Origin of the sequence: Pontibacter liquoris (assembly GCF_022758235.1) — a bacterium.
In the GTDB taxonomy this organism is placed as follows: domain Bacteria; phylum Bacteroidota; class Bacteroidia; order Cytophagales; family Hymenobacteraceae; genus Pontibacter; species Pontibacter liquoris.
Genome location: NZ_JALEBG010000002.1, coordinates 156410 through 175265, shown reverse-complemented (window position 1 = coordinate 175265; position 18856 = coordinate 156410). Strand labels below are relative to the sequence as shown.

Here is an 18856-nt window from a genome sequence, read left to right as displayed (position 1 = left end):
AGTATAGCTCCCGCAACGGCAGCTATACTTGTGTTGTGACAAATCAGACGGATAACTTACTTTTTGTTGCTCTTTACAAAATCGGCAAACTTCTGCTGCTGCTCTTTATACTGCTCGGCCGGCATTGGGATATACCCTACTTCTTTGCTCAGCTCGGGCGCGCTATCCAGGTAAAAGTTTACAAAGTCCACTACCGCCGGGCGTTGTACGGCCTTGGAGTTCACATAAATGAACAGGGGGCGCGAAAGCGGGGCATATGAGCCGTTCTTTACTGTTTCCTGCGACGGAAGTATGGCGCCTTTGCCATTGCTGTCGTTCTGGTCGTCTACCGGTATGGCTCTCAGTTTGCTCTGATTCTCCTCATAGTAGGCAAAGCCAAAGAACCCAAGGGCAAGCGGATCAGTTGCTACGCCCTGCACCAGCACGTTGTCGTCTTCAGAGGCAGTATAGTCGCCGCGGCTGGAGTGGCTTTTGCCTACCACAGCTTCTGTAAAGTAATCGTAGGTGCCCGATTCCACGCCCGGGCCATAGAGGTGGATTTCCTTGTTAGGCCATTCGGGGCGGATCTGGTTCCACTTCTTGATCGTGCCCTGCGCAGCTGGCTCCCAGATCTTTTTCAACTCGGCCACGGTAATGTCTTTTACCCAGTCATTGTCGTGGCTTACGACTACTGTCAGGCCATCGAAGGCCACCGGCATCTGGATATAGGAAATACCGTTTGCTTTGGCAATGCTGTCTTCGGCCGGGTTTATGCCGCGCGAGGCATTGGCAATATCAATCGCGCCGTGCGTAAACTTTTTCATGCCGCCGCCTGTGCCCGATACGCCCACTGTCACCTTCACGTCCGGTGCTTCGGCACGGTATTCTTCTGCAACCGCCTCCGTTATAGGGTATACGGTAGAAGAACCGTCTATTTCGATGCTGCCGGTTGCGGCCGTAGCGTTGCCTTCTTCTTTCTGGTTTCCGCCGCAGGCACCCAGTAGCAGGGAGCCGCCCAGCAGCAACGCCAGGTTAAATCGTGTAGAACTAAGCTTCAGGTTTAACATAGAGTGCTTGTGTTTAAATTGTGTTTTTATACGCATGTAGTGAAAACTGATCTTGCGCTACCGGTATACTTTAAGGCAAGTATACTTTGATGGAGCTCAGGCAGTTGTATTTTTTATGGCGGGTCTGGCTTTTTGTATTGTTTTAGCCCCGGATCTGTAATGCAAAGTTGGAGTAGTGCTGAGCCATTTCCGCATCTGCACTGTTAACTAATTGTTAAGTTTTGGCCTGGCCTATAAAGCCAGCTCCAGCTGCAGGCGGAACTGGTAGTTGTTGTCTTCAGCCGGCACATCGGTCAGCGTCAGGTCGCTTTGCACCTTCAGGCTGTGGCCTACAATATACTTCGACAAACCCAGCGTGTATTGTTTTTCTGACGAGCGCATGGTTGCCGCCGCAGGGTTGTAAGAAGTATAGCGCCCGGCTACTTCCCAGTTCGTCTTCAGCAGGTAACCTGCCTGCACGTTAAAGGCCTGGCCGGTTACGAAAGCCTCGTTTACAGAACCATCCGCATTCCGGCTCACAACCGGCCCATCGTAAGCTTTGCTGGTGGCGTATTCGGCCATGGAGGAGAAGCCGCGGTATTTGAACATACCATCTATAAAGACGGTCTGCAGGTCGCGCGGGGCACTCAGGAAATCGCCCAGCTGGCCTTGCTCCCGGATTGCGCCATCGTTGTAGTTATAAGAAGCAGCCAGCGAAAGTTTGGGTGTTTGTTCGCGCACCAGGTCGCTTCCCACATAATCGCCTTCTCCTTCAAACTCGCCGAAAGGCAGCACCTCAAAGCGGGCCGTATAGTTGTAGCCGCCGGTATTATTGGACGTGATGTTGCGGCCTTCGCCCATGGCCACAGAGCCGATCTCGCGCAGCACAACGGTGCCTACTTCATGCTCGTGGTGCAGCTGCACGCCCATATCGCGGTCCAGGTTAAAGCGGGAGTTGAGCAAGCTGCGGTCTACAAACTGCATTTTCTGGGAAGAAACCACCCGTTCGCGGTTGCCAGGCAGCTTGGTCTGGCCAACCCATACCGACAGGTGGGGCGTGGCCTGCCAGCGGGCAACCGCGTCGAGGACGATGTTGCTGGCAAAACTCTGTTGCTTTAACGGTTCGCCGCCAATGTCGCGGTTGCTCAGGCCCAGCTCTATTTTATAGGTGAGGGCCGGATTGTAGGCAAAGCCCTCGAACTTGAGGCGGGCGCGGCGCACCTGAAAGCCATCGTTCCACTGGCTGCTGCCTTCATCGGCGTTGCCGGCATACAGCAGCTGGAAACGCGTGCTCATTTTAAAGCTGAAAGAAGAATCGGCGGCTACAAACTGCAGGCCCTTGCCAAACTTGGAGCTGTTCACGCTTTGTGCCTGGGCAGCGCTGAACGAGAAGTAAAGAAAGAGCAGCATGCAGGCTCTTTGTAATTGTTTTTGCACGATACAAATAGGTTAGGTGAGAAATAAGCCAATGTCGTGACCTTTATACTTGCCGGAGCGCAGCGCCCATCATATCTGTTAGCGGCGCCTGTTCCTGTAGTAGCAGCAAGCAGGTAGTCAGGCTGCTTGCTGATCTTAAACTACGGTGCAAAGTAAGCGCAATCATGTTACCGGTTAATTACTGTAATGTTAACTTACTGTTAATAAATCGCCTGATTGGCTATTATTTATAAATCGGCATCCAAGTATAAATCAGTAGTTTATCGTTTACCGGAACAGCTGCTTGCCGGAAGCGTAATGCTGGCGTAACGGCTGCATAAACTATCCTTAATATAGCGTTAACCTATACTTAATTTTACGGGCTGATCCTTAACCGTATCGTAATGCTTTCATAATCATTGCCTAATGTGTGGCCGCTACTTTTGCAGCGAGACTAAAACACAGTAACGCAATGAAATTCCTATTTACACTTCTCACCATAATTGCCACTACATTATACGGGTTTGCGCAGCAAGGCACGCTGGCTGGTAAGGTAACCGACAAAACCACAGGCGAAGCCATCATTGGCGCCGTCGTTTTTATCAAAGGCTCCGCTAAAGGAACGGCCACGGATATGGAGGGCAAGTATAGCCTGCCCCTGGAAGCCGGGATCTATTCGATAACCATCTCTTCCCTTTCCTATAAGCCTGCCGATCAAACCAACATCAAAATAGAGGCTGGTAAAACAACCACGCTCGACGTGCAGATAGAGGAAAACAGCACCCTGATCCAAACGGTCTCTATTGTGGGCACCCGCCAGACCAATACGGAAATGGCGCTGATGAAGGATCTCAAACAAAGCGAGATCGTGGTAAGTGGCGTGTCGGGGGAGCAGATCGCTAAATCGTTGGATCGGGATGCAGCGGCGGTGGTGCGGCGCATACCGGGCGTAACCGTGATGAACGACCGCTACATTATGATACGCGGTCTGAGTGAGCGCTATAACACGGTGATGCTCAACGACGCGCTTACGCCAAGTACCGAAACTGATTCCCGCGCGTTCTCTTTTGATGTGGTGCCGACCAGCGTGCTGGACCGCATCCTGGTGTTCAAGTCGGGTTCGCCGGAACTGCCGGGCGAGTTTGGCGGGGGCGTGATCAAGATCTACACCAAGAACTTTGCTGATGAAAACACCACCAGCCTGGGGATAACAGGCGGTTATCGGAGCGGCACCACCTTCCAGAACTTCAAGACCTACAACGGCGGCAAAACAGACTTCCTGGGCTTTGATGACGGAACACGCGCGCTGCCTTCTTCTTTTCCAGGCAACCTGAACACCGTCAGTAACAACGAGCTGACCAACATCGCCCGGAAACTGAGCAATAACTGGGGGTTGAAAGAGGCCGGTGCCATACCGGATCTGCGCCTTTCGCTGGGCCTCAACCGTCGCTTTGACCTGGGAAGTATAGACATCAGCAATATCTCCTCCATCTCATACAGCAACACCAGCCAGTACAACAAGGTGAATCGTTTCCGCTACTACAAGTGGTACGAAGGTATGCCGGCATCGCAGCGTACTGAGTACCAGTACCTGGACAAGGAGTATAGCCAGAATGCCCGACTGGGCGTGATCAGCAACTGGTCGTTCCGGCTGAACAACAACAATAAACTCGAGTTCCGGAACCTGTTCAACCAACTAGGTCAGAGCCAGGTGATCGAGCGAAGCGGTTACCAGCAAAGCAACGACGTAGACGTGCAGAACGTGGCGCAACGTTACGAAAGCCGCACCATTTACTCCGGTCAGTTACAGGGCACCCACGATCGAAACGACGATAAAACAACCTATACCTGGACAGCAGGCTACAACTATACCAACCGCAACGAACCCGATTACAGAAGAATCCGGTCGCAGCGGGCAGCCGGCACCGGGAATCCTTTTGAATGGGTGATCCCCTACGCAGCTTCTACGTTTGACGCGGGCCGTTTCTACTCTGACTTGCATGAGAACGCCTTTATCGGGAGCGCGCAGGTAGAGCATAAATTTACCAAGGGAGATACCTTAACAGAAAACCAGCCGAAGATTCGGGCCGGCGTGTATGCCGAGCGAAAAGACAGAACGTTCGACGCGCGCTGGATGGCTTATACCGTAGCGGACCCTTCTCAGTTCAACGCCAGCCTGCTTACACAGCCGCTCTCGCAGCTCTTCACACAGGAAAATATTAACCCAGCCACGGGCTTCAGCCTGAAAGAAGGCACCAACCCGACCGACCGTTACGATGCGGCCAATACGTTGGTAGCCGCTTATATAGGAGGGTCGCTTCCGGTGCAGGACAAGCTGAATCTTTCCGGTGGGGTGCGGGTAGAGTATAACCGCCAGCAACTGGAGACTACCCGCTTCGGTGGCGTGCCGGTAAAAGTAGATAACCCAATCACCAGCTTCCTGCCATCGCTGAACGCTACTTATAATTTAACGCAACGTTCCCTGCTGCGTGGTGGCTACAGCGTGAGCGTGAACCGGCCGGAGTTCCGGGAGTTGGCACCCTTTGCCTACTACGACTTCCAGATGAATGCCGAGATACAGGGCAACGAGGATGTCACCACAGCCACCATCCACAATGCGGACGTTCGCTACGAATTTTATCCGAACCCAACTGAAATGATCTCCTTCGGAGCCTTTTACAAGTATTTCAAAAACCCGATCGAGACCTACATTCTGCCCTCTTCCAGCAATTCCATCTTCGAAACGAATAATGCGCAAAGTGCCCAGAGCTACGGCATCGAGACAGAGATCCGGAAGTCGTTCCTGAATCTCTCGAACAGCAGCCTGATCCAGAACATGAGCCTGGTGCTGAACGCTTCTCTGATCGACAGCAAAATAAACCTGGGGAATAAAGCCGAAAACCAGGCAAAAGAAAGAGCCATGTATGGCCAGTCGCCTTTCATTGTGAATGCGGGAATCTACTACCAGGACGATGCGAAAGACCTGCAGGTGAACCTGCTCTACAACGTGATCGGCAAGCGCATCTTCGCGGTAGGCGATAACGACGCGCCGTCGGTGTACGAAATGCCGCGCAACGTGCTCGACCTCTCCATTACAAAAGGCATCGGCCGCCACCTGGAACTTAAAGCGGGCATTCAGGACATTCTGAACCAGAAAGTAAGGCTCGTGCAGGACTCCAACAACGACGCCAGGATCAGCAGTGTGGATGATGACTACACAACGTTCCGCCGCGGCAGCTACTCCACCCTCGGGGTTAACTACAAATTTTAAGCAACTATAATCAAACAAGACAACAACCTATAACCATGAAAATGATGAAAAAAGGAAGCACATTACTATTACTGGCTCTTTTAGGTGTAGCCACCGTATCCTGCGACGACAAGAACGACAGCGACACGGTAACACCGATCGATCAGACAACCGGTGTGGTGGAGCTTAGCGGCAATATCACAGCTGACATGACGCTGAAGGCAGACAAGAAATACTTGTTGAAGGGATTTGTCTACGTGCAGGCGCCTGCCAAACTAACCATCGAGCCAGGCACCATCATCAAAGGCGATAAGAATACAAAAGGCTCTCTGATCATCGAGCGCGGCGCGCAGATTATTGCTCGCGGTACTGCCGATAAGCCGATCGTTTTCACTTCCAACGAAGCCAAAGGTGCCCGCAAAGCCGGCGACTGGGGCGGCCTGATCATACTGGGTAATGCGCCCGTAAACCTGGGTAGCTCCGCAGCCATCGAGGGTGGCGTAGACAGAATGTATGGGGGCAGCAAAGCCGATGATAACTCGGGCGTGCTCAAGTATGTGCGCGTGGAGTTTGGCGGCATTGCTTACCAGACCGATAACGAGATCAACGGCATCACTTTGGGCGGCGTGGGTAGCGGTACAGAGATTGACTTTGTACAAGTATCTTATAGCGGCGATGATTCTTTCGAGTGGTTTGGGGGCAACGTGAATGCCAAACACCTGGTCGCTTACAAGAATGTAGACGACATGTTCGATACCGACAACGGTTACTCCGGCACGCTGCAGTACCTGGTAGGGATCGCTGATCCGAATGTGGCCGACGTATCGAGCTCCAACGGTTTTGAGTCGGACAACGATAGCAAAGGCACCACCAACGGCCCGGTGACAAGCGCCAGGTTCTCCAATGTGAGCTTGTTCGGCCCGCTGGCTACGCCTACCACTACCGTTAACTCACAGTTCGCCAGTGGCATGCACATCCGCCGCAACAGCAGTATTTCGGTTTACAACTCGGTAATTGCAGGCTGGCCAAAAGGTTTGCTGCTGGATGGTGTGGCTACGGCAAGTAACGCCACCAACAACACACTGCAGTTCAAGAACAACGTGATCATTGCTTCGACTACTCCGCTAAACGTGAAGGATAACCAGTTCGACATCAATGCCTGGTTCACAAGCAACAACAACGCGCAGAAAGCAGCCAATGCCGATATGAAAGTAGAAGGTTCGTTTAAGCAGGCTGGTGCACCGACTTTTGTGCCTGGTGCCGGTTCTGAGCTGCTAACAGGTGCTGACTTTACCGGACTGGCAGGCTTTGAGCAAGTGGCCTACAGAGGCGCTTTCGGTGCAACTGACTGGACTGCCGGCTGGACTAACTTTGATCCTGTTAACGCGGATTATTAATCCCTCAAACAGATACAGGCTGCAGATGTATGGGTGAGAACATTCGGTGCAGTCTGAGCGGATCGGCTTAGTCTCCCGGTTTGCGAAGAGCCCGCCAGGTATGGCGGGCTCTTTTATGTGAGGAGAAGTATAGCAAGTATAAGCACCCAGCCGAAAGCCAGCTTTGCGGCCCTGCAGAAATGTGTTAGGCAAGTATAAATCCAGTTAAGTAAGCTGATCGTTAGCTGATCGGCACTTTGCGCAGGATGGCTTCGATAAAATCTTTGGTGGCGATGCCGTCGGCTTCTGCTTCGTAGTTGAGGATAATGCGGTGGTTCATCACATCGTGCGCGACCTCTTTGATGTCCTCGGGCAGCACATAATCGCGCTCGTCAAAGTAGGCCACGGCTTTGGCAGCCCGGTTCAGGGAGATGCTGGCGCGCGGCGATACGCCAAACTGAATGTAAGGCGCAAAATCAGCCAGGTCATACTCGGCCGGCCGCCGCGTGGCAAACACCAGCTCGATGATGTAGCGCTCCAGCGTTTCGGAGATCTGTACTTGGTTTATCTCGTTGCGTATGTCGAAAATATCCTGCTTGGAAAGCACTTTATTCACCGAGTCGTTAAACGACATGTTGGCCATGCGGCGCATGATCTCCAGTTCATCGGCCTTTTTAGGGTAGTCGATGTATACTTTCATCATAAAGCGGTCTACCTGTGCTTCAGGCAGGGGATAGGTGCCTTCGTGCTCCACGGGGTTTTGCGTGGCCAGTACCAGGAACGGCAGATCCAGGTCGTAGGTGGTTTCGCCAATGGTTACTTGCTTTTCCTGCATCGCCTCCAGCAGCGCCGACTGCACTTTGGCCGGCGAGCGGTTTACTTCGTCGGCAAGGATGAGGTTGGCAAAGATAGGCCCCTTCTTCACCTCGAACTTAGAGGCATTCTGGTTATAGATCATCGTGCCGATGAGGTCGGAGGGGAGCAGATCGGGCGTGAACTGGATCCGCTGGAAATCCAGGCGCAAAGCTTTGGACAGCGAGTTGATGGTCAGTGTTTTGGCCAGGCCGGGCACGCCCTCCAGCAAAATGTGGCCGCCGGTAAATAAGCCGATCAGCAAGCGGTTGACCATATACGACTGGCCAACCACCACTTTGCCCACTTCACTTAGCACCTGCTTAATCTTCTGCTGGTTCGCCTTCACTTTGTTCTGGTACGTCAATTCATCTGCTAGCATACTGTATCCGGACTATAAACACCGAAAGATAGCGATAATACGACATTGATGCCAAGTTATTGCGTTACAGGCGCGGAGGGCAGAAAAAAAGCGCCGGGCTAGGCGCTTAAACTATAAACCGGTTGCTCCAGCGGCTGGGCTGCTGTTTCGGGCGCCGTTTGCTTTAGCCGGTTAATGCGGTCTTGTTGTGCCTGCCGCACCATTTCTATGAGGCTGCTCGCGTGGCTTTCTTCCACTTCCAGCGGCAATACCAATACCTGGTCGGCCGAAAAAATGTGGATGCGGCGGTAGCGCGTCATCAGAAACAGGGTAATAAAAAAGCCGCTCAGCAAGGCAAACGAATCGTTGAAATAAACAGCCAGGGCAGAGGCAATGCTTAACGAGAGGTAAAGGCTGTTGCCGGTGGCTTTTACTTTCCATGCTTCAATATCTTCCAGAAACAGGAATTTGTTTCTGCGGAAAGACCAGGGAGCAAAGCGTTGAATAACACGGTGGGTAGTAAGCGCCAGTCTTTTATCCACTGTTTGAATCAGGTATTGCTCCCCTGCTAAAAGCCTAGTATTAACCATGGCTGAAGGGGTATTAAGTTTGATATGTTTTGGGTAGCGTAGGCACGTCAGTATCACAGCTTTCGGTATAGGTTCATAATCAAGATTCCAAAAGCCACCAAATGGTTGCATTCATTGTGCTGCATGCAAATATATACTTTTACTCTGCAAGCACCTATGGATAATTGCACTATATGTACGGCTTTGTCATAAAACCGGTTAACCAATGTTTTAACAGGCTTTCAATAAATATAATCGGTATCCTGTTGTGCGCAGCAAAAAAGTAAAGGCCCCACCGGGTTGCAACCGGAGGGGCCTTTTGATAAGCTGGGTAGAAATATGGTTTTAGGCTGAAAGGTAAAAATCACCCTCGAAGCCATGGGCGCGCTGGTTCTTAAAGCGCGTGATGTCGGTTTGCATGTTGTCGTAAATCTCCTGAATTTCTTCCGATTCCTCTGTCAGGGGCTTGATGTGTTCGCTTAGCAACTTGGCCGCCAAAGGGTAAAACTTAGAATCATCGGTATTCTTGGCGTTCACTTTAAAGGAACTTACCGCATTTTCCAGTTTTTTCAGCAAAGGGTATTTGCCTTTGTACTCCTGAATGGTGTCGCGGAGTTTTTCCCTTATCATCAGGTACAAATCCTCCTCAAACGTCATCCCAAAGTCGTCGTCCTCTTCTTCGTCATCAAAGTTGTTGTAAGCGAAGTCGTCGTCATAATCCAAATCGTCTTTCATGGCTGATAATAGGGTTAATATAATAATAGTTACGGTCGTGCGTGCACTTTGTGTCGCGGCAGGGCCTGTAAGAGCGGCAGCATTGGCGCCATTTCAGGCCTTGCCGGCAACAGCATCCGGCAAAGCAGCTGCATAATTAATGTTTCACATGCTTATTTCCAACTCCGTACGTGGCCTCTTTGCGTGTGTTTCAGAAGATTTTGTGAATGCCCCTGAAACAGCCGCCGCTATCCTGCTGGCACTAAGTAAAAAGCCGTAAAAACAAAAACGCCCCGGAAAGCCGGGGCGCTGTATGAAAGAGGTGCCTGTTAAGCGAATTTCCGGTCGATCAGGCGCAGCAATTTCTGGACATGCTCCTGTTTCCTGCTCCAGTCATACTTAGAAGCCAGCTGCTGCTGCACGTACTGGTGCGCCTGTGCGGCGCTCTGCATCGCATCCAGCGTCTGGATGGCCTGGTAGTAGGTCAGGTTGTCGCCTTCAAACAATTCGTTTATGAAGCTGAAACGCTGGTTAATGGAAATGGAGTTTTTCAGCGATTCGATTCTACGGTTGCTGTGGGCATCTGCCAGCGAGGCTGGCGCCGCTGCTTTCCGGAAGTTATCGTTCAGGGTCGGGCGCTTGTTTGCCTCGGCCTCCTCTTCGTCCTCCGTCTCGTCTTTGGCCGATGTATACGCCGGGCGCACCGGCACCGGTGCCTCGCGCTGCGCCGTGTGAATAGGCGCGACTACGTCTTTTTCTTCCTCAGGGGCAACAGGGGTAGGCTTAGCAGGTATGGCTGGTGCGGACGTGGCGCTCTTGCCGGTCAGTTCTTCGGGTGTAAGGGGCAGCAGGGGAGCAAAGCGGGTTACCAGCTCATCTAACGTGGTACGGCTGCCCTGGTTGGCGTTCACATACAGCCGGAAGCGGCTCAGGATATAGTCACGGTCGCGGTTTGTAGGCGAAAGTGTTTCCACAAAGCCCGCAAACAGCGGTTTGTCAATATCAATGTATTTGAGGTTTTCCTGCAATTTGGGCAGGGTGATCTCTTCTTGTATGCGCAGGAATTTCTCCTCGAATGTGCTTACCGGGTCCAGCACTACCAGAAACGTGTCGTAAATGGCCTTTTGCAGCAGGGGCTCGAAGGCGTTGCGCTTCATCAGGATCTTGCGCGAGAGCACGTTCATAAAGTGCAGCAAAGCCTCTTTTACCTCCTCGTGCTCATAATCGAAGTAGGGGCTGCGCAGGTTAGCCATCTCGTGGTGCCAGCGGAGCAGCAGTTCCTTTATCACGAAAAGATTAACCTGCTTGACGGGGGTAAAGCCCATCAGCTGAGGGCCATTCAGCGTATCGTAAGAGGCAAAATGACGGTCGCATAGCAGATTTGCCAGCTGTTTGCTGTACCGTTCCAGGTGTAATTGATTATATTTGTCTTCCATTGGGTTTTCCTTCGTCTGTAAAGATATAAAATTAATATGCCAAAGTTGTTAGTGCAAAACCTCGGTGGCCGCCAAATTACGGTGGAGCCGGGGCAAACGCTGCTTCGTGCCATTCAGGCCCAGGGCATCGACTGGATGCACGCCTGCGGAGGCAAAGGCCGCTGCACTACCTGCCGCATCATCGTAAAGGAAGGCCTGGCGCATTTCAGCCCGCTTACGGACAGCGAACGCCGCTACCGTGAGAAAGGCCGCCTGAAAGATAACGAGCGATTGACGTGCCAGTGTACATTAGAGAGCGGCAATGCGAGCGGCCGCGTGCCGAAACAAACGCAATTGCCACACCTCAAGTATAGTTAGAAAGTTAAAGAGTTAGAAAGTTAGAAAGGTAAGGAGCTAGAAAGTGTTGAGGATGATCATCCAGCAATTTAATCAACCAACCATTTAACAATTCAACAATTTAACAACCAACAACCAACAACCAGCCATTAAGCCATATACCAAATTAAATGTTTATAGAACCCCGCGTAGGCAATAAAAGCCACGCCCACAGGAGAGGATGGATAGAAGTGATCTGCGGGTCGATGTTTTCGGGGAAAACCGAAGAGTTGATCAGGCGGCTGAACCGTGCCAAGATCGCCAGGCAGAAAGTGGAGATCTTTAAACCTACCATCGACAAGCGTTACCACGACCTGGATGTGGTATCACACAACGACAATGCCATCCGCTCTACGCCCATTGATTTTGCCCAGGATATGCTGCTGTTGGGCGGCAGCTGCGATGTAGTGGGGATAGATGAAGCTCAGTTTTTCGACGATGGCCTGGCCGAAGTATGCGTAAAGCTGGCCAACAGCGGCGTACGCGTGATTGTGGCCGGCCTGGATATGGATTACCTTGGTAACCCCTTCGGGCCGATGCCTGCCCTGATGGCCGTGGCTGAGTACGTAACCAAAGTGCACGCCATTTGTGTGCAGTGCGGCGATATTGCCACCTACTCGTTCCGTAGCGCTGCTTCTGAAGCACAGGTGCTGCTGGGCGAAACCGACTCGTATGAAGCCCGCTGCCGCCACTGTTTTCAGGAAGGCCTCAGGGGTAAGAAGTAAACTGACCACCGCCCCGTGAAAAGCATCCTCCTGCTTCAGCTTAAAAAACTACCGGTGCTGCTGCAACTGGTGCTGGGGCTATCCGGGCTTTTGTGGGGGCAGCGGGTGCTGGCGCAGAGCCGCCTGCCGCTTGGCTCCTGGCAGCTGCATGTGCCCTACCAACAAGGCAAAGCTGTAGCCTACGCCGGCGATAAAGTATACCTGGCCGCCCAGCAGGGGCTTTTCTACTACGACAAAGAATTCAACGCCACGCAGCCCATCACAAAAACAGACGGTTTGCACGAGCAGCAGATCAGCGCCATCCAGTATGATGAAGCCACGGGCACGCTCATCATTGCTTACAAGAGCACCAGCATCGACCTGCTGCGTGGAAACGAGATCAGCAACATCAGCGACATTTACCGCAAAGCCATTTCGGGCCCCAAGGCCATCAACAGCATACTAGTGCACAACAAACTGGCCTATCTGTCCTGCTCGTTCGGGGTGGTGGTGCTGGATTTACAGCAGCTGGAAGTCCGGGAAACGTACAGTAACCTGGGGCCCGGGGGCACGGCAGTAAACGTGCAGGCGGCCGCCATCCGCAACGATAGCCTGTACCTGGCCACCGGCGCAGGTATACTGGCCGCACAGCTCTCGGGTACAAACCTGCAGGATTTTCGTAGCTGGAATCCCCTGAATAACGGCCTTGCCGCAGCGGCGCAGGTTAACAGCTTCGCCATCTATAACCAGGTTCTTTATGCAGGCACCAATGCACAAGGCGTGTACGCGCTTAGCAGCAAGCAGTGGGAGCCGGTGGCAACGCTGGGCACAGCTATGGCAAACGTTTCAGCCGGGGCTGGCTACCTGGTAGTTACCGGCGCCAGCAGTGTGACGGTATTGCAGCCTGACGGGAAGCGGGTAACATTAGCATCTGACCTGTTAAAAAGCCCGCAGGCAGCGGTGGCCGGAGCTGACGGGAAAGTATGGGTAGCAGACGCAAGCCACGGCTTGGTGCGCCTGGACCTGAACGGAAATGCCACCGCCTTTGCACCGAACGGCCCCTTTGCCAGCGATGTTTTCCGGGTGTATGCTGCCGCCGGAAAGGTGTATGCGCTGAGTGGCGGCTATGATCAGAACTACCTGCCCCTCGGCAACCGCAATGGCATTTACGAATATGCCAGTGGCACCTGGCAGAACTATAATTCCTTCTTATATCCTGAACCTAAGGACCTGGCACCGGCCACGGATCTGGTGGATGCTGTCTATAACCCGGGTACCGGCAAATTATACATTGGGAGCTATGGCAATGGCCTGCTTGCTTGGGGCGGCCTAAAGCAGAACAAACGCTACGATAAAACCAACAGCCCACTGCTGGCTTCCAATGGAACAGCAGACGGTGTGCGCATTACGGGCGTGGCGGTAGATCAGGATGCAAACGTATGGGTCGTGGACCGGAACCAGCTGCCCAAAGTGCCGGGCCTGCATGTGCTGCACCCCGATGCTACCTGGCAATCTTTTACGCTGCCGGGCGTGCCCGACGGCACCAACCTGGAACAGGTGCTGGTGGATGATTTTGGCGTGAAGTGGCTTTCAATTGCCCGTTACCGGAATACCCGCACCGGACTGGTGGTTTTTGATGAAAAAGAGAACCGCGTGCGTACGCTTTCAGTGGGGGAGGGGAACGGCGGCCTGCCCGATGGCGCTGTGTATAGTATAGCCAAAGATCTGATGGGCTATATCTGGGTAGGTACCGGCAACGGCGTGGGCGTATACTATAACCCGGGCTTTGTTTTTGAGACGCAGCCCTACGATGCCCGTATCCCAATTATTGCGCGCCGGCCGCTGCTGGACGGACAGGTGGTGCGAAGTATAGCCGTGGACGGTGCCAACCGCAAATGGATGGGCACCGACAACGGCCTCTGGCTTTTCAGCCCCGACGGTGATGAGTTGATCCGGCATTTTACAACCCAGAATAGCCCGTTGCCTTCCGATAAGGTGCAGTCGGTAACGGTAGAGCACCAGTCCGGCGAAGTGTTTGTAGCCACTGATGCTGGCATTGCCTCGTACCGCGCCGAAGCCACTATCACCGAAAACCCCCCTGCCTGTGCCTACGTGTTCCCAAACCCGGTGCGCCGCGATTACACAGGTATGGTGGGTGTCTCGGGCTTGCCCAACAATGCCGATGTGCGTATTACCGATATTACGGGCACGCTGGTGTATAAAACGCATGCTACCGGCGGCACTTTGGCCTGGGATGTGCGCGATTACAACGGCAAGCGTGTAAAAGCCGGCGTATACCTGGTGATGAGCTCGGACGGGAAAGGCGGCCACGCGTGTATCACCAAAATAGCGGTGCTGGAGTAACCAGGTATGAAAATAGCCACTAAGCCCTACTTGCAAGGTGCCGGGGAAGTATAACAGAAGTATGCGTTGAGAGAATGCTTGTGCAAAACGAGTCCCGCTTTGAAGGGGGTAAGGGGATAAAAAGCAGTTGCAAATGCAGCTCTGTACTGAAGTTTAAAACGCGTGCTACATGATCTCTCTGCATGTATGGCCGCAAGTATAAACATCCCCCTTCAAAGCGGGATAATATTGCCGCATATCAAGTTACCTTTCGATTTATATCTAACTAAATAACGTTATTTGTCCTGAGTCCTTTGTCCAGAAGTTCTTCAACAAAAACAGGACATCCAATTGACTTATACTTGCGTCTAATCACTTATGCTGGTCAAAACTAGGGGCGTTGTCCTCAACTATATCCGGTTCCGGGAGTCATCCATCATCACCAAAGTATACACCGAGGCACTAGGCGTGCAGTCGTATATTGTAAACAGCGTGCGCAAAAAAGGAAGCGGCTCGCGCATGGCCCTGTTCCAGCCGTTCACCCTGCTCGACATGGTGGTCTATACTTCGCACAAAGGCGGTATTACGCGCATCTCAGAGTATAAATCGGCTTATGCCTTTTCTACTATCCCGTTCGATATCCGCAAGAGCAGCATCCTGTTATTTCTCTCCGAGATGGTGTCGCGCACGGTGAAGGAGGAGGAGGAGAACCCAGCCCTGTTTCATTTCCTGTATAATGCCATCATCTTTTTTGATGAGCAGCGGCAGGGGTATGAGAACTTCCACCTGGTGTTTCTGTTGCAGCTCAGCTCCCACCTGGGTTTTGGGCCAAGCTCGGGCGCCGAAATTGTGGAGCAGGTAGCCTTTACAGCCAATGCCCAGAGTGCTACGTCGGCCCCGACCATGCTGGCCATGCAGGCGTACGAAGACTATTTCGATCAGCTGCTGCGCCAGCCGGAGCAGGCCGGCATTCCGAACGGCAAAGTGCGCCGCGAACTACTGGCGGTGCTCATCCGCTATTACCAGCTGCACGTAGACCGGTTAGGCGAAATAAAATCGCTGGCCATCCTGTCGGAGGTGCTGGCGGAATAAAGGAAGTATAAAGCGGCAAAGTATAAAACAACAAAGGGCGACACTTCCGTATCGCCCTTTGTTGTTTTACAGGTATAGCAGGTAGCTATTTTACACTGATCGCCTTGATCTCGAATATCAGTACGGCACTTGGCGGTACGGAACCTCGCCCGCGTGGGCCATAGCCCAGGTGTGAGGGGATAAACAAGTGGGCCTCTTCGCCGACTTTCATCAGCTGCAGGCCTTCGTCCCAGCCTTTTATTACCTGGCCGGCACCCACTACAAACGAAAAGGAATCTCCCCGGTCATAAGATGAGTCGAAGGTGGCGTTGTTCACAAATTTACCAATGTAGTGTACCTCTACTTCGTCTCCGGCTTTTATCTGCACGCCTGTGCCGGGCACATCGTTCAGGTAGTATAAGCCGCTGCTGGTACGCACCACAGCGGTGGTATCCACTTTGTTGAGGCGGAAATACTGGCGGATCGTCTGCTCGTCGAGCTTTTTCTGGCCCTCTACGTCAAACGTATACGGGTCTACCGTGTCGCCGCAGGAAGCAAACGAAACCGAGAGCACCAGGAAAAGAAGCGCCTTTAGCAGGGAGCTTGCTTTTACGTTTTGCAGGTTGATGAATGGGAAGGACATGGTAAACGGTATTTAAAGGATTCGTTATTTCTGCACGTCAACAAGCTCCACGTCGAAACGCAGGATAGAGTTGCCGGGCATTTCCGGTCCGCGGTCCTGCTCGCCGTAAGCCAGCGGAGACGGGATGAGCAGAATGGCTTTGCTGCCTTTGTTGAGTTTCTGAAGCGCCTCGTCCCAGCCTGGTATTACCTGGCCCTGGCCCAGCGTGAAAGAGAACGGCTGACCACCTTTGTACGATGATTCCAGCTCTTTGCCATCCAGGAAAGAAAGCTTGTAGTGTACGGTTACTTTGTCGCCGGCAGTGGCGTCAGCGCCTTTGCCTGGCTCGGTTACAATGTAATAAACGCCGGCATCGGTCTTTTTAGCGTTTGCCAGGTTCTTTTCTTTGAGGTACTGCTGGATCTTGGCATCGTCGATCTTCAGCTGCTCTTTGGCATGTGCCTGCGAGGCAACCATCTGCTCCTGCATGATCTTCTGCTGGTCGGCCATGGCCTCCTGCTGCGACTGTACTTTGTCTACTTTGATAAAGAAGGTCATTTTAGAACCAGGCTTGATGAACGGAGGCATCGGCTGGCCGCCAAATGTTTTGGCAAACAGCGAGTCAGCGCTGATCTTGAACACACCGCTATCGCCAGGCGACATCATCATCAGGGCATTCTCCAGGCCACCTTTAAAAGAAGGCTCCATTACCGGGATCATCAACGGCACTTTCTGGGTATGCGAGTCGAACAAAACAGAGTCTGCTTCATTTTTGTAGAGCATCTGCATGGTTACCACCTGGCCTACTTTGGCACCGGTCGAGTCGCCTTTGGCCACTTCGCCTTTGTTCTCGTAAGCGCCTTTTTCGTTCTTCTCATAAATCTTATAAGTCAGGCCGTCGGCCGAAGTATAAAACTCGTCTTTTTTGTTGCAGGATTGCAACATCAGGGCACCAGCTAATACTGGCAGCAATAATTGGGTTTTAGATAACATTAGCTTATTTATTCGTTGGGTTGATACTTTTTAATTAAACTGCGTGTACCAGTTTGTCCTGGTAGAGGGGCAGCAGGCTTTCGAACTTTGCTACGGTTGCCTCCAGGCTGTCCAGCGACATGCCGCCGGCTGCATTTTTGTGGCCGCCACCGTTAAAATGATCGCGGGCAAACTCATTGGCCGAAAAGTTGCCTACCGAGCGGAACGACATCTTCACCATCTCCGAGCGGTCGATGATCAGGGCTGCAAACACAATGCCTTCAATAGAAAGGGCGTAGTTTACCAGGCCTTCGGTGTCGCCGGTCTTTGAGTCGTAGGCTTTCAGTTCTTCTTTGGTAATGGCAATGTATGCCGTCTTATACTCAGGCAGCACCACCAGTTTGTCTTTAAGGGCATAACCCAGAAAGCGCAGGCGCAGTTCCGTGGAGCTGTCATAGATCAGGCGGTGAATGTTGGAGGTCTGCACGCCAATGTGCAGCAGGTCGGCAATGATCAGGTGCACATTTTTAGACGTGCTCGGGTGCCGGAAAGAGCCCGTGTCGGTCATAATACCGGCATACAGGCATTCGCCGATGTTGGTATCGATCAAGTCGCCGTCGCCCATCTCCTTTATCAGGTCGTACACCAGCTCGGCCGTAGCGGCGGCATTGGTGTCGGAGTACGCCAGGTCGGCAAATCCTTCAGGCTGCAGGTGGTGGTCAATCATCACCTTGGTGCCTTTGGCCTGCCGGATATACTCGCCTATTTCGTTGATGCGCGAAAGATTGTTAAAATCCAGGCAGAAGATCACCTGCGATTCGTTGACGATGCGCCGTACCAGTTCATCGTTTTGCCCGGAGTAAACAAGCACGTCATCGTTGCCATGCATCCAGTTCAGAAAACCAGGATAGTCAGAAGGGGTGATCACGGTAACGCGGTGGCCTTTCTTTTTAAGGTAGCCGGCAAGGCCCAGCGAAGAGCCAAGTGCATCAGCGTCAGGCTTGTGGTGTGTGGTGATCATCACCTCTTTAGGCTCTTTCAGAAGCTCTTTCAGAGCATTAATATCGTGCATACTGTAAATATGAATCCTCTGAGTAATAAGGATATAAGGCGGCAAATTTCAGAAGAATTTCCTTCTAAAGCAATAGGACCCGGGGTTTTAGAAGCGGCCACTCTCTGGTAATACGCCTGGTTGCGCAGCGGCTGTTTACCAAAGTATAACCTAAAAGTATGCTATAATTTTGCGAAATGCGCTACTTTTGCATCTTTATATTCGGAGTAAACCCCTTAACCATTCAAGAACCATGGCCGGAAACACCACATTTACAATGATTAAGCCTGATGCAGTGGCGGATAACCACATTGGCGGCATTACCCAGATGATCGAGGAAGGCGGCTTCCGTATCGTAGCGATGAAAAAAACAAAGCTATCAGAAGAGCGCGCCGGAAAATTTTATGAAGTACACAAAGAGCGCCCTTTCTATGGTGACCTGGTAAAATATATGTCATCCGGCCCGATCGTAGCCATGATCCTGGAGAAGGACAATGCTGTAGAAGATTTCCGCAAGCTGATCGGCGCTACAAACCCGGCGCAGGCTGAAGAAGGCACCATCCGTAAGAAATTTGCCAAGTCTATCGAAGCCAATGCCGTGCACGGCTCTGACTCTGACGAGAACGCGCAGATCGAAGGCAACTTCTTTTTTGCTGCCGACGAGCGTTTCTAAGTAGCAGAAAGTATACGTATTGATTTTAAAAGTCCGCCAGGCTGTA

16 protein-coding genes are annotated in these 18856 nt (G+C 52.3%); 7 read left to right on the top strand and 9 right to left on the bottom strand.

From position 1 onward, the window contains the following. Window positions 1-56 precede the first annotated feature (56 nt). Together LWL52_RS14100 and LWL52_RS14095 are read right to left on the bottom strand one after the other, a co-directional pair. Entirely contained in the window at window positions 57-1046 is a 990-nt protein-coding gene (locus tag LWL52_RS14100; protein ID WP_242920994.1) for a PstS family phosphate ABC transporter substrate-binding protein, read from the bottom strand. A gap of 231 nt (window positions 1047-1277) precedes the next feature. Next, window positions 1278-2462 (bottom strand): porin, encoded by a 1185-nt coding sequence (locus LWL52_RS14095; RefSeq protein ID WP_242920992.1) that lies wholly within the window; start codon window positions 2460-2462, stop codon window positions 1278-1280. Between the two features lie 451 nt (window positions 2463-2913). Here LWL52_RS14095 and LWL52_RS14090 point away from each other — a divergent pair, with 451 nt between their 5' ends. Both LWL52_RS14090 and LWL52_RS14085 read left to right on the top strand, forming a co-directional pair. After that, complete coding sequence (locus LWL52_RS14090) at window positions 2914-5712, top strand: TonB-dependent receptor (RefSeq protein WP_242920990.1); 2799 nt, start codon at window positions 2914-2916, stop codon at window positions 5710-5712. 35 nt (window positions 5713-5747) lie between these two features. Then, a complete protein-coding gene (locus tag LWL52_RS14085; RefSeq protein ID WP_242920988.1) occupies window positions 5748-7088 on the top strand; it encodes a beta-helix domain-containing protein in 1341 nt (446 codons plus the stop codon). A gap of 220 nt (window positions 7089-7308) precedes the next feature. Here the strand turns inward: LWL52_RS14085 and LWL52_RS14080 are convergent, their stop codons facing one another. The 4 genes from LWL52_RS14080 to LWL52_RS14065 all read right to left on the bottom strand — a co-directional run bounded on the left by LWL52_RS14080 (window position 7309) and on the right by LWL52_RS14065 (window position 10999). Next, window positions 7309-8301, bottom strand: coding sequence for an AAA family ATPase (locus tag LWL52_RS14080; protein ID WP_242920986.1), 993 nt, complete (start codon window positions 8299-8301; stop codon window positions 7309-7311). A gap of 98 nt (window positions 8302-8399) precedes the next feature. Beyond that, a complete protein-coding gene (locus tag LWL52_RS14075; RefSeq protein ID WP_242920984.1) occupies window positions 8400-8870 on the bottom strand; it encodes a hypothetical protein in 471 nt (156 codons plus the stop codon). Window positions 8871-9194: 324 nt separating this feature from the next. After that, on the bottom strand, window positions 9195-9584 hold the full coding sequence (locus LWL52_RS14070) for a hypothetical protein (protein WP_242920983.1): 390 nt from the start codon (window positions 9582-9584) through the stop codon (window positions 9195-9197). Between the two features lie 308 nt (window positions 9585-9892). Then, on the bottom strand, window positions 9893-10999 hold the full coding sequence (locus LWL52_RS14065) for a DUF8457 domain-containing protein (RefSeq protein ID WP_242920981.1): 1107 nt from the start codon (window positions 10997-10999) through the stop codon (window positions 9893-9895). Between the two features lie 36 nt (window positions 11000-11035). Here LWL52_RS14065 and LWL52_RS14060 point away from each other — a divergent pair, with 36 nt between their 5' ends. The 4 genes from LWL52_RS14060 (at window position 11036) to recO (ending at window position 15513) form a co-directional block, all read left to right on the top strand. Beyond that, complete coding sequence (locus LWL52_RS14060; RefSeq protein ID WP_242920979.1) at window positions 11036-11356, top strand: 2Fe-2S iron-sulfur cluster-binding protein; 321 nt, start codon at window positions 11036-11038, stop codon at window positions 11354-11356. Between the two features lie 149 nt (window positions 11357-11505). Further along, window positions 11506-12099 (top strand): thymidine kinase, encoded by a 594-nt coding sequence (locus tag LWL52_RS14055; RefSeq protein ID WP_242920977.1) that lies wholly within the window; start codon window positions 11506-11508, stop codon window positions 12097-12099. 15 nt (window positions 12100-12114) lie between these two features. Next, window positions 12115-14442 (top strand): type IX secretion system anionic LPS delivery protein PorZ, encoded by a 2328-nt coding sequence (gene porZ / locus LWL52_RS20685; protein WP_242920975.1) that lies wholly within the window; start codon window positions 12115-12117, stop codon window positions 14440-14442. Between the two features lie 357 nt (window positions 14443-14799). Then, entirely contained in the window at window positions 14800-15513 is a 714-nt protein-coding gene (gene recO / locus LWL52_RS14045) for a DNA repair protein RecO (protein ID WP_242920973.1), read from the top strand. Window positions 15514-15598: 85 nt separating this feature from the next. Here the strand turns inward: recO and LWL52_RS14040 are convergent, their stop codons facing one another. The 3 genes from LWL52_RS14040 to LWL52_RS14030 form a co-directional block, all read right to left on the bottom strand. Further along, a complete protein-coding gene (locus LWL52_RS14040) occupies window positions 15599-16135 on the bottom strand; it encodes an FKBP-type peptidyl-prolyl cis-trans isomerase (protein ID WP_242920971.1) in 537 nt (178 codons plus the stop codon). 24 nt (window positions 16136-16159) lie between these two features. Continuing rightward, a complete protein-coding gene (locus LWL52_RS14035; protein ID WP_242920969.1) occupies window positions 16160-17059 on the bottom strand; it encodes an FKBP-type peptidyl-prolyl cis-trans isomerase in 900 nt (299 codons plus the stop codon). 82 nt (window positions 17060-17141) lie between these two features. Beyond that, window positions 17142-18158: a DHH family phosphoesterase gene (locus LWL52_RS14030; RefSeq protein ID WP_242920967.1), complete on the bottom strand. Its 1017-nt coding sequence runs from the start codon at window positions 18156-18158 to the stop codon at window positions 17142-17144. 232 nt (window positions 18159-18390) lie between these two features. Between LWL52_RS14030 and LWL52_RS14025 the strand changes: the two genes are divergently transcribed. Then, window positions 18391-18810, top strand: a complete 420-nt coding sequence (locus LWL52_RS14025; protein WP_242920965.1) for a nucleoside-diphosphate kinase — start codon at window positions 18391-18393, stop codon at window positions 18808-18810. The last annotated feature ends 46 nt before the right edge of the window (window positions 18811-18856 follow it).

Excerpts from the sequence above, each read along its gene's own strand:
- LWL52_RS14030 (WP_242920967.1), bottom strand. The coding sequence starts at position 18,158 with ATGCACGATATTAATGCTCTGAAAGAGCTTCTGAAAGAGCCTAAAGAG.
- recO (WP_242920973.1), top strand. The coding sequence starts at position 14,800 with ATGCTGGTCAAAACTAGGGGCGTTGTCCTCAACTATATCCGGTTCCGG.
- LWL52_RS14080 (WP_242920986.1), bottom strand. The coding sequence starts at position 8,301 with ATGCTAGCAGATGAATTGACGTACCAGAACAAAGTGAAGGCGAACCAG.
- LWL52_RS14025 (WP_242920965.1), top strand. The coding sequence starts at position 18,391 with ATGGCCGGAAACACCACATTTACAATGATTAAGCCTGATGCAGTGGCG.
- LWL52_RS14085 (WP_242920988.1), top strand. The coding sequence starts at position 5,748 with ATGAAAATGATGAAAAAAGGAAGCACATTACTATTACTGGCTCTTTTA.
- LWL52_RS14060 (WP_242920979.1), top strand. The coding sequence starts at position 11,036 with ATGCCAAAGTTGTTAGTGCAAAACCTCGGTGGCCGCCAAATTACGGTG.
- LWL52_RS14100 (WP_242920994.1), bottom strand. The coding sequence starts at position 1,046 with ATGTTAAACCTGAAGCTTAGTTCTACACGATTTAACCTGGCGTTGCTG.
- LWL52_RS14070 (WP_242920983.1), bottom strand. The coding sequence starts at position 9,584 with ATGAAAGACGATTTGGATTATGACGACGACTTCGCTTACAACAACTTT.
- LWL52_RS14090 (WP_242920990.1), top strand. The coding sequence starts at position 2,914 with ATGAAATTCCTATTTACACTTCTCACCATAATTGCCACTACATTATAC.
- LWL52_RS14040 (WP_242920971.1), bottom strand. The coding sequence starts at position 16,135 with ATGTCCTTCCCATTCATCAACCTGCAAAACGTAAAAGCAAGCTCCCTG.
- LWL52_RS14035 (WP_242920969.1), bottom strand. The coding sequence starts at position 17,059 with ATGTTGCAATCCTGCAACAAAAAAGACGAGTTTTATACTTCGGCCGAC.
- LWL52_RS14065 (WP_242920981.1), bottom strand. The coding sequence starts at position 10,999 with ATGGAAGACAAATATAATCAATTACACCTGGAACGGTACAGCAAACAG.
- LWL52_RS14055 (WP_242920977.1), top strand. The coding sequence starts at position 11,506 with ATGTTTATAGAACCCCGCGTAGGCAATAAAAGCCACGCCCACAGGAGA.
- LWL52_RS14075 (WP_242920984.1), bottom strand. The coding sequence starts at position 8,870 with ATGGTTAATACTAGGCTTTTAGCAGGGGAGCAATACCTGATTCAAACA.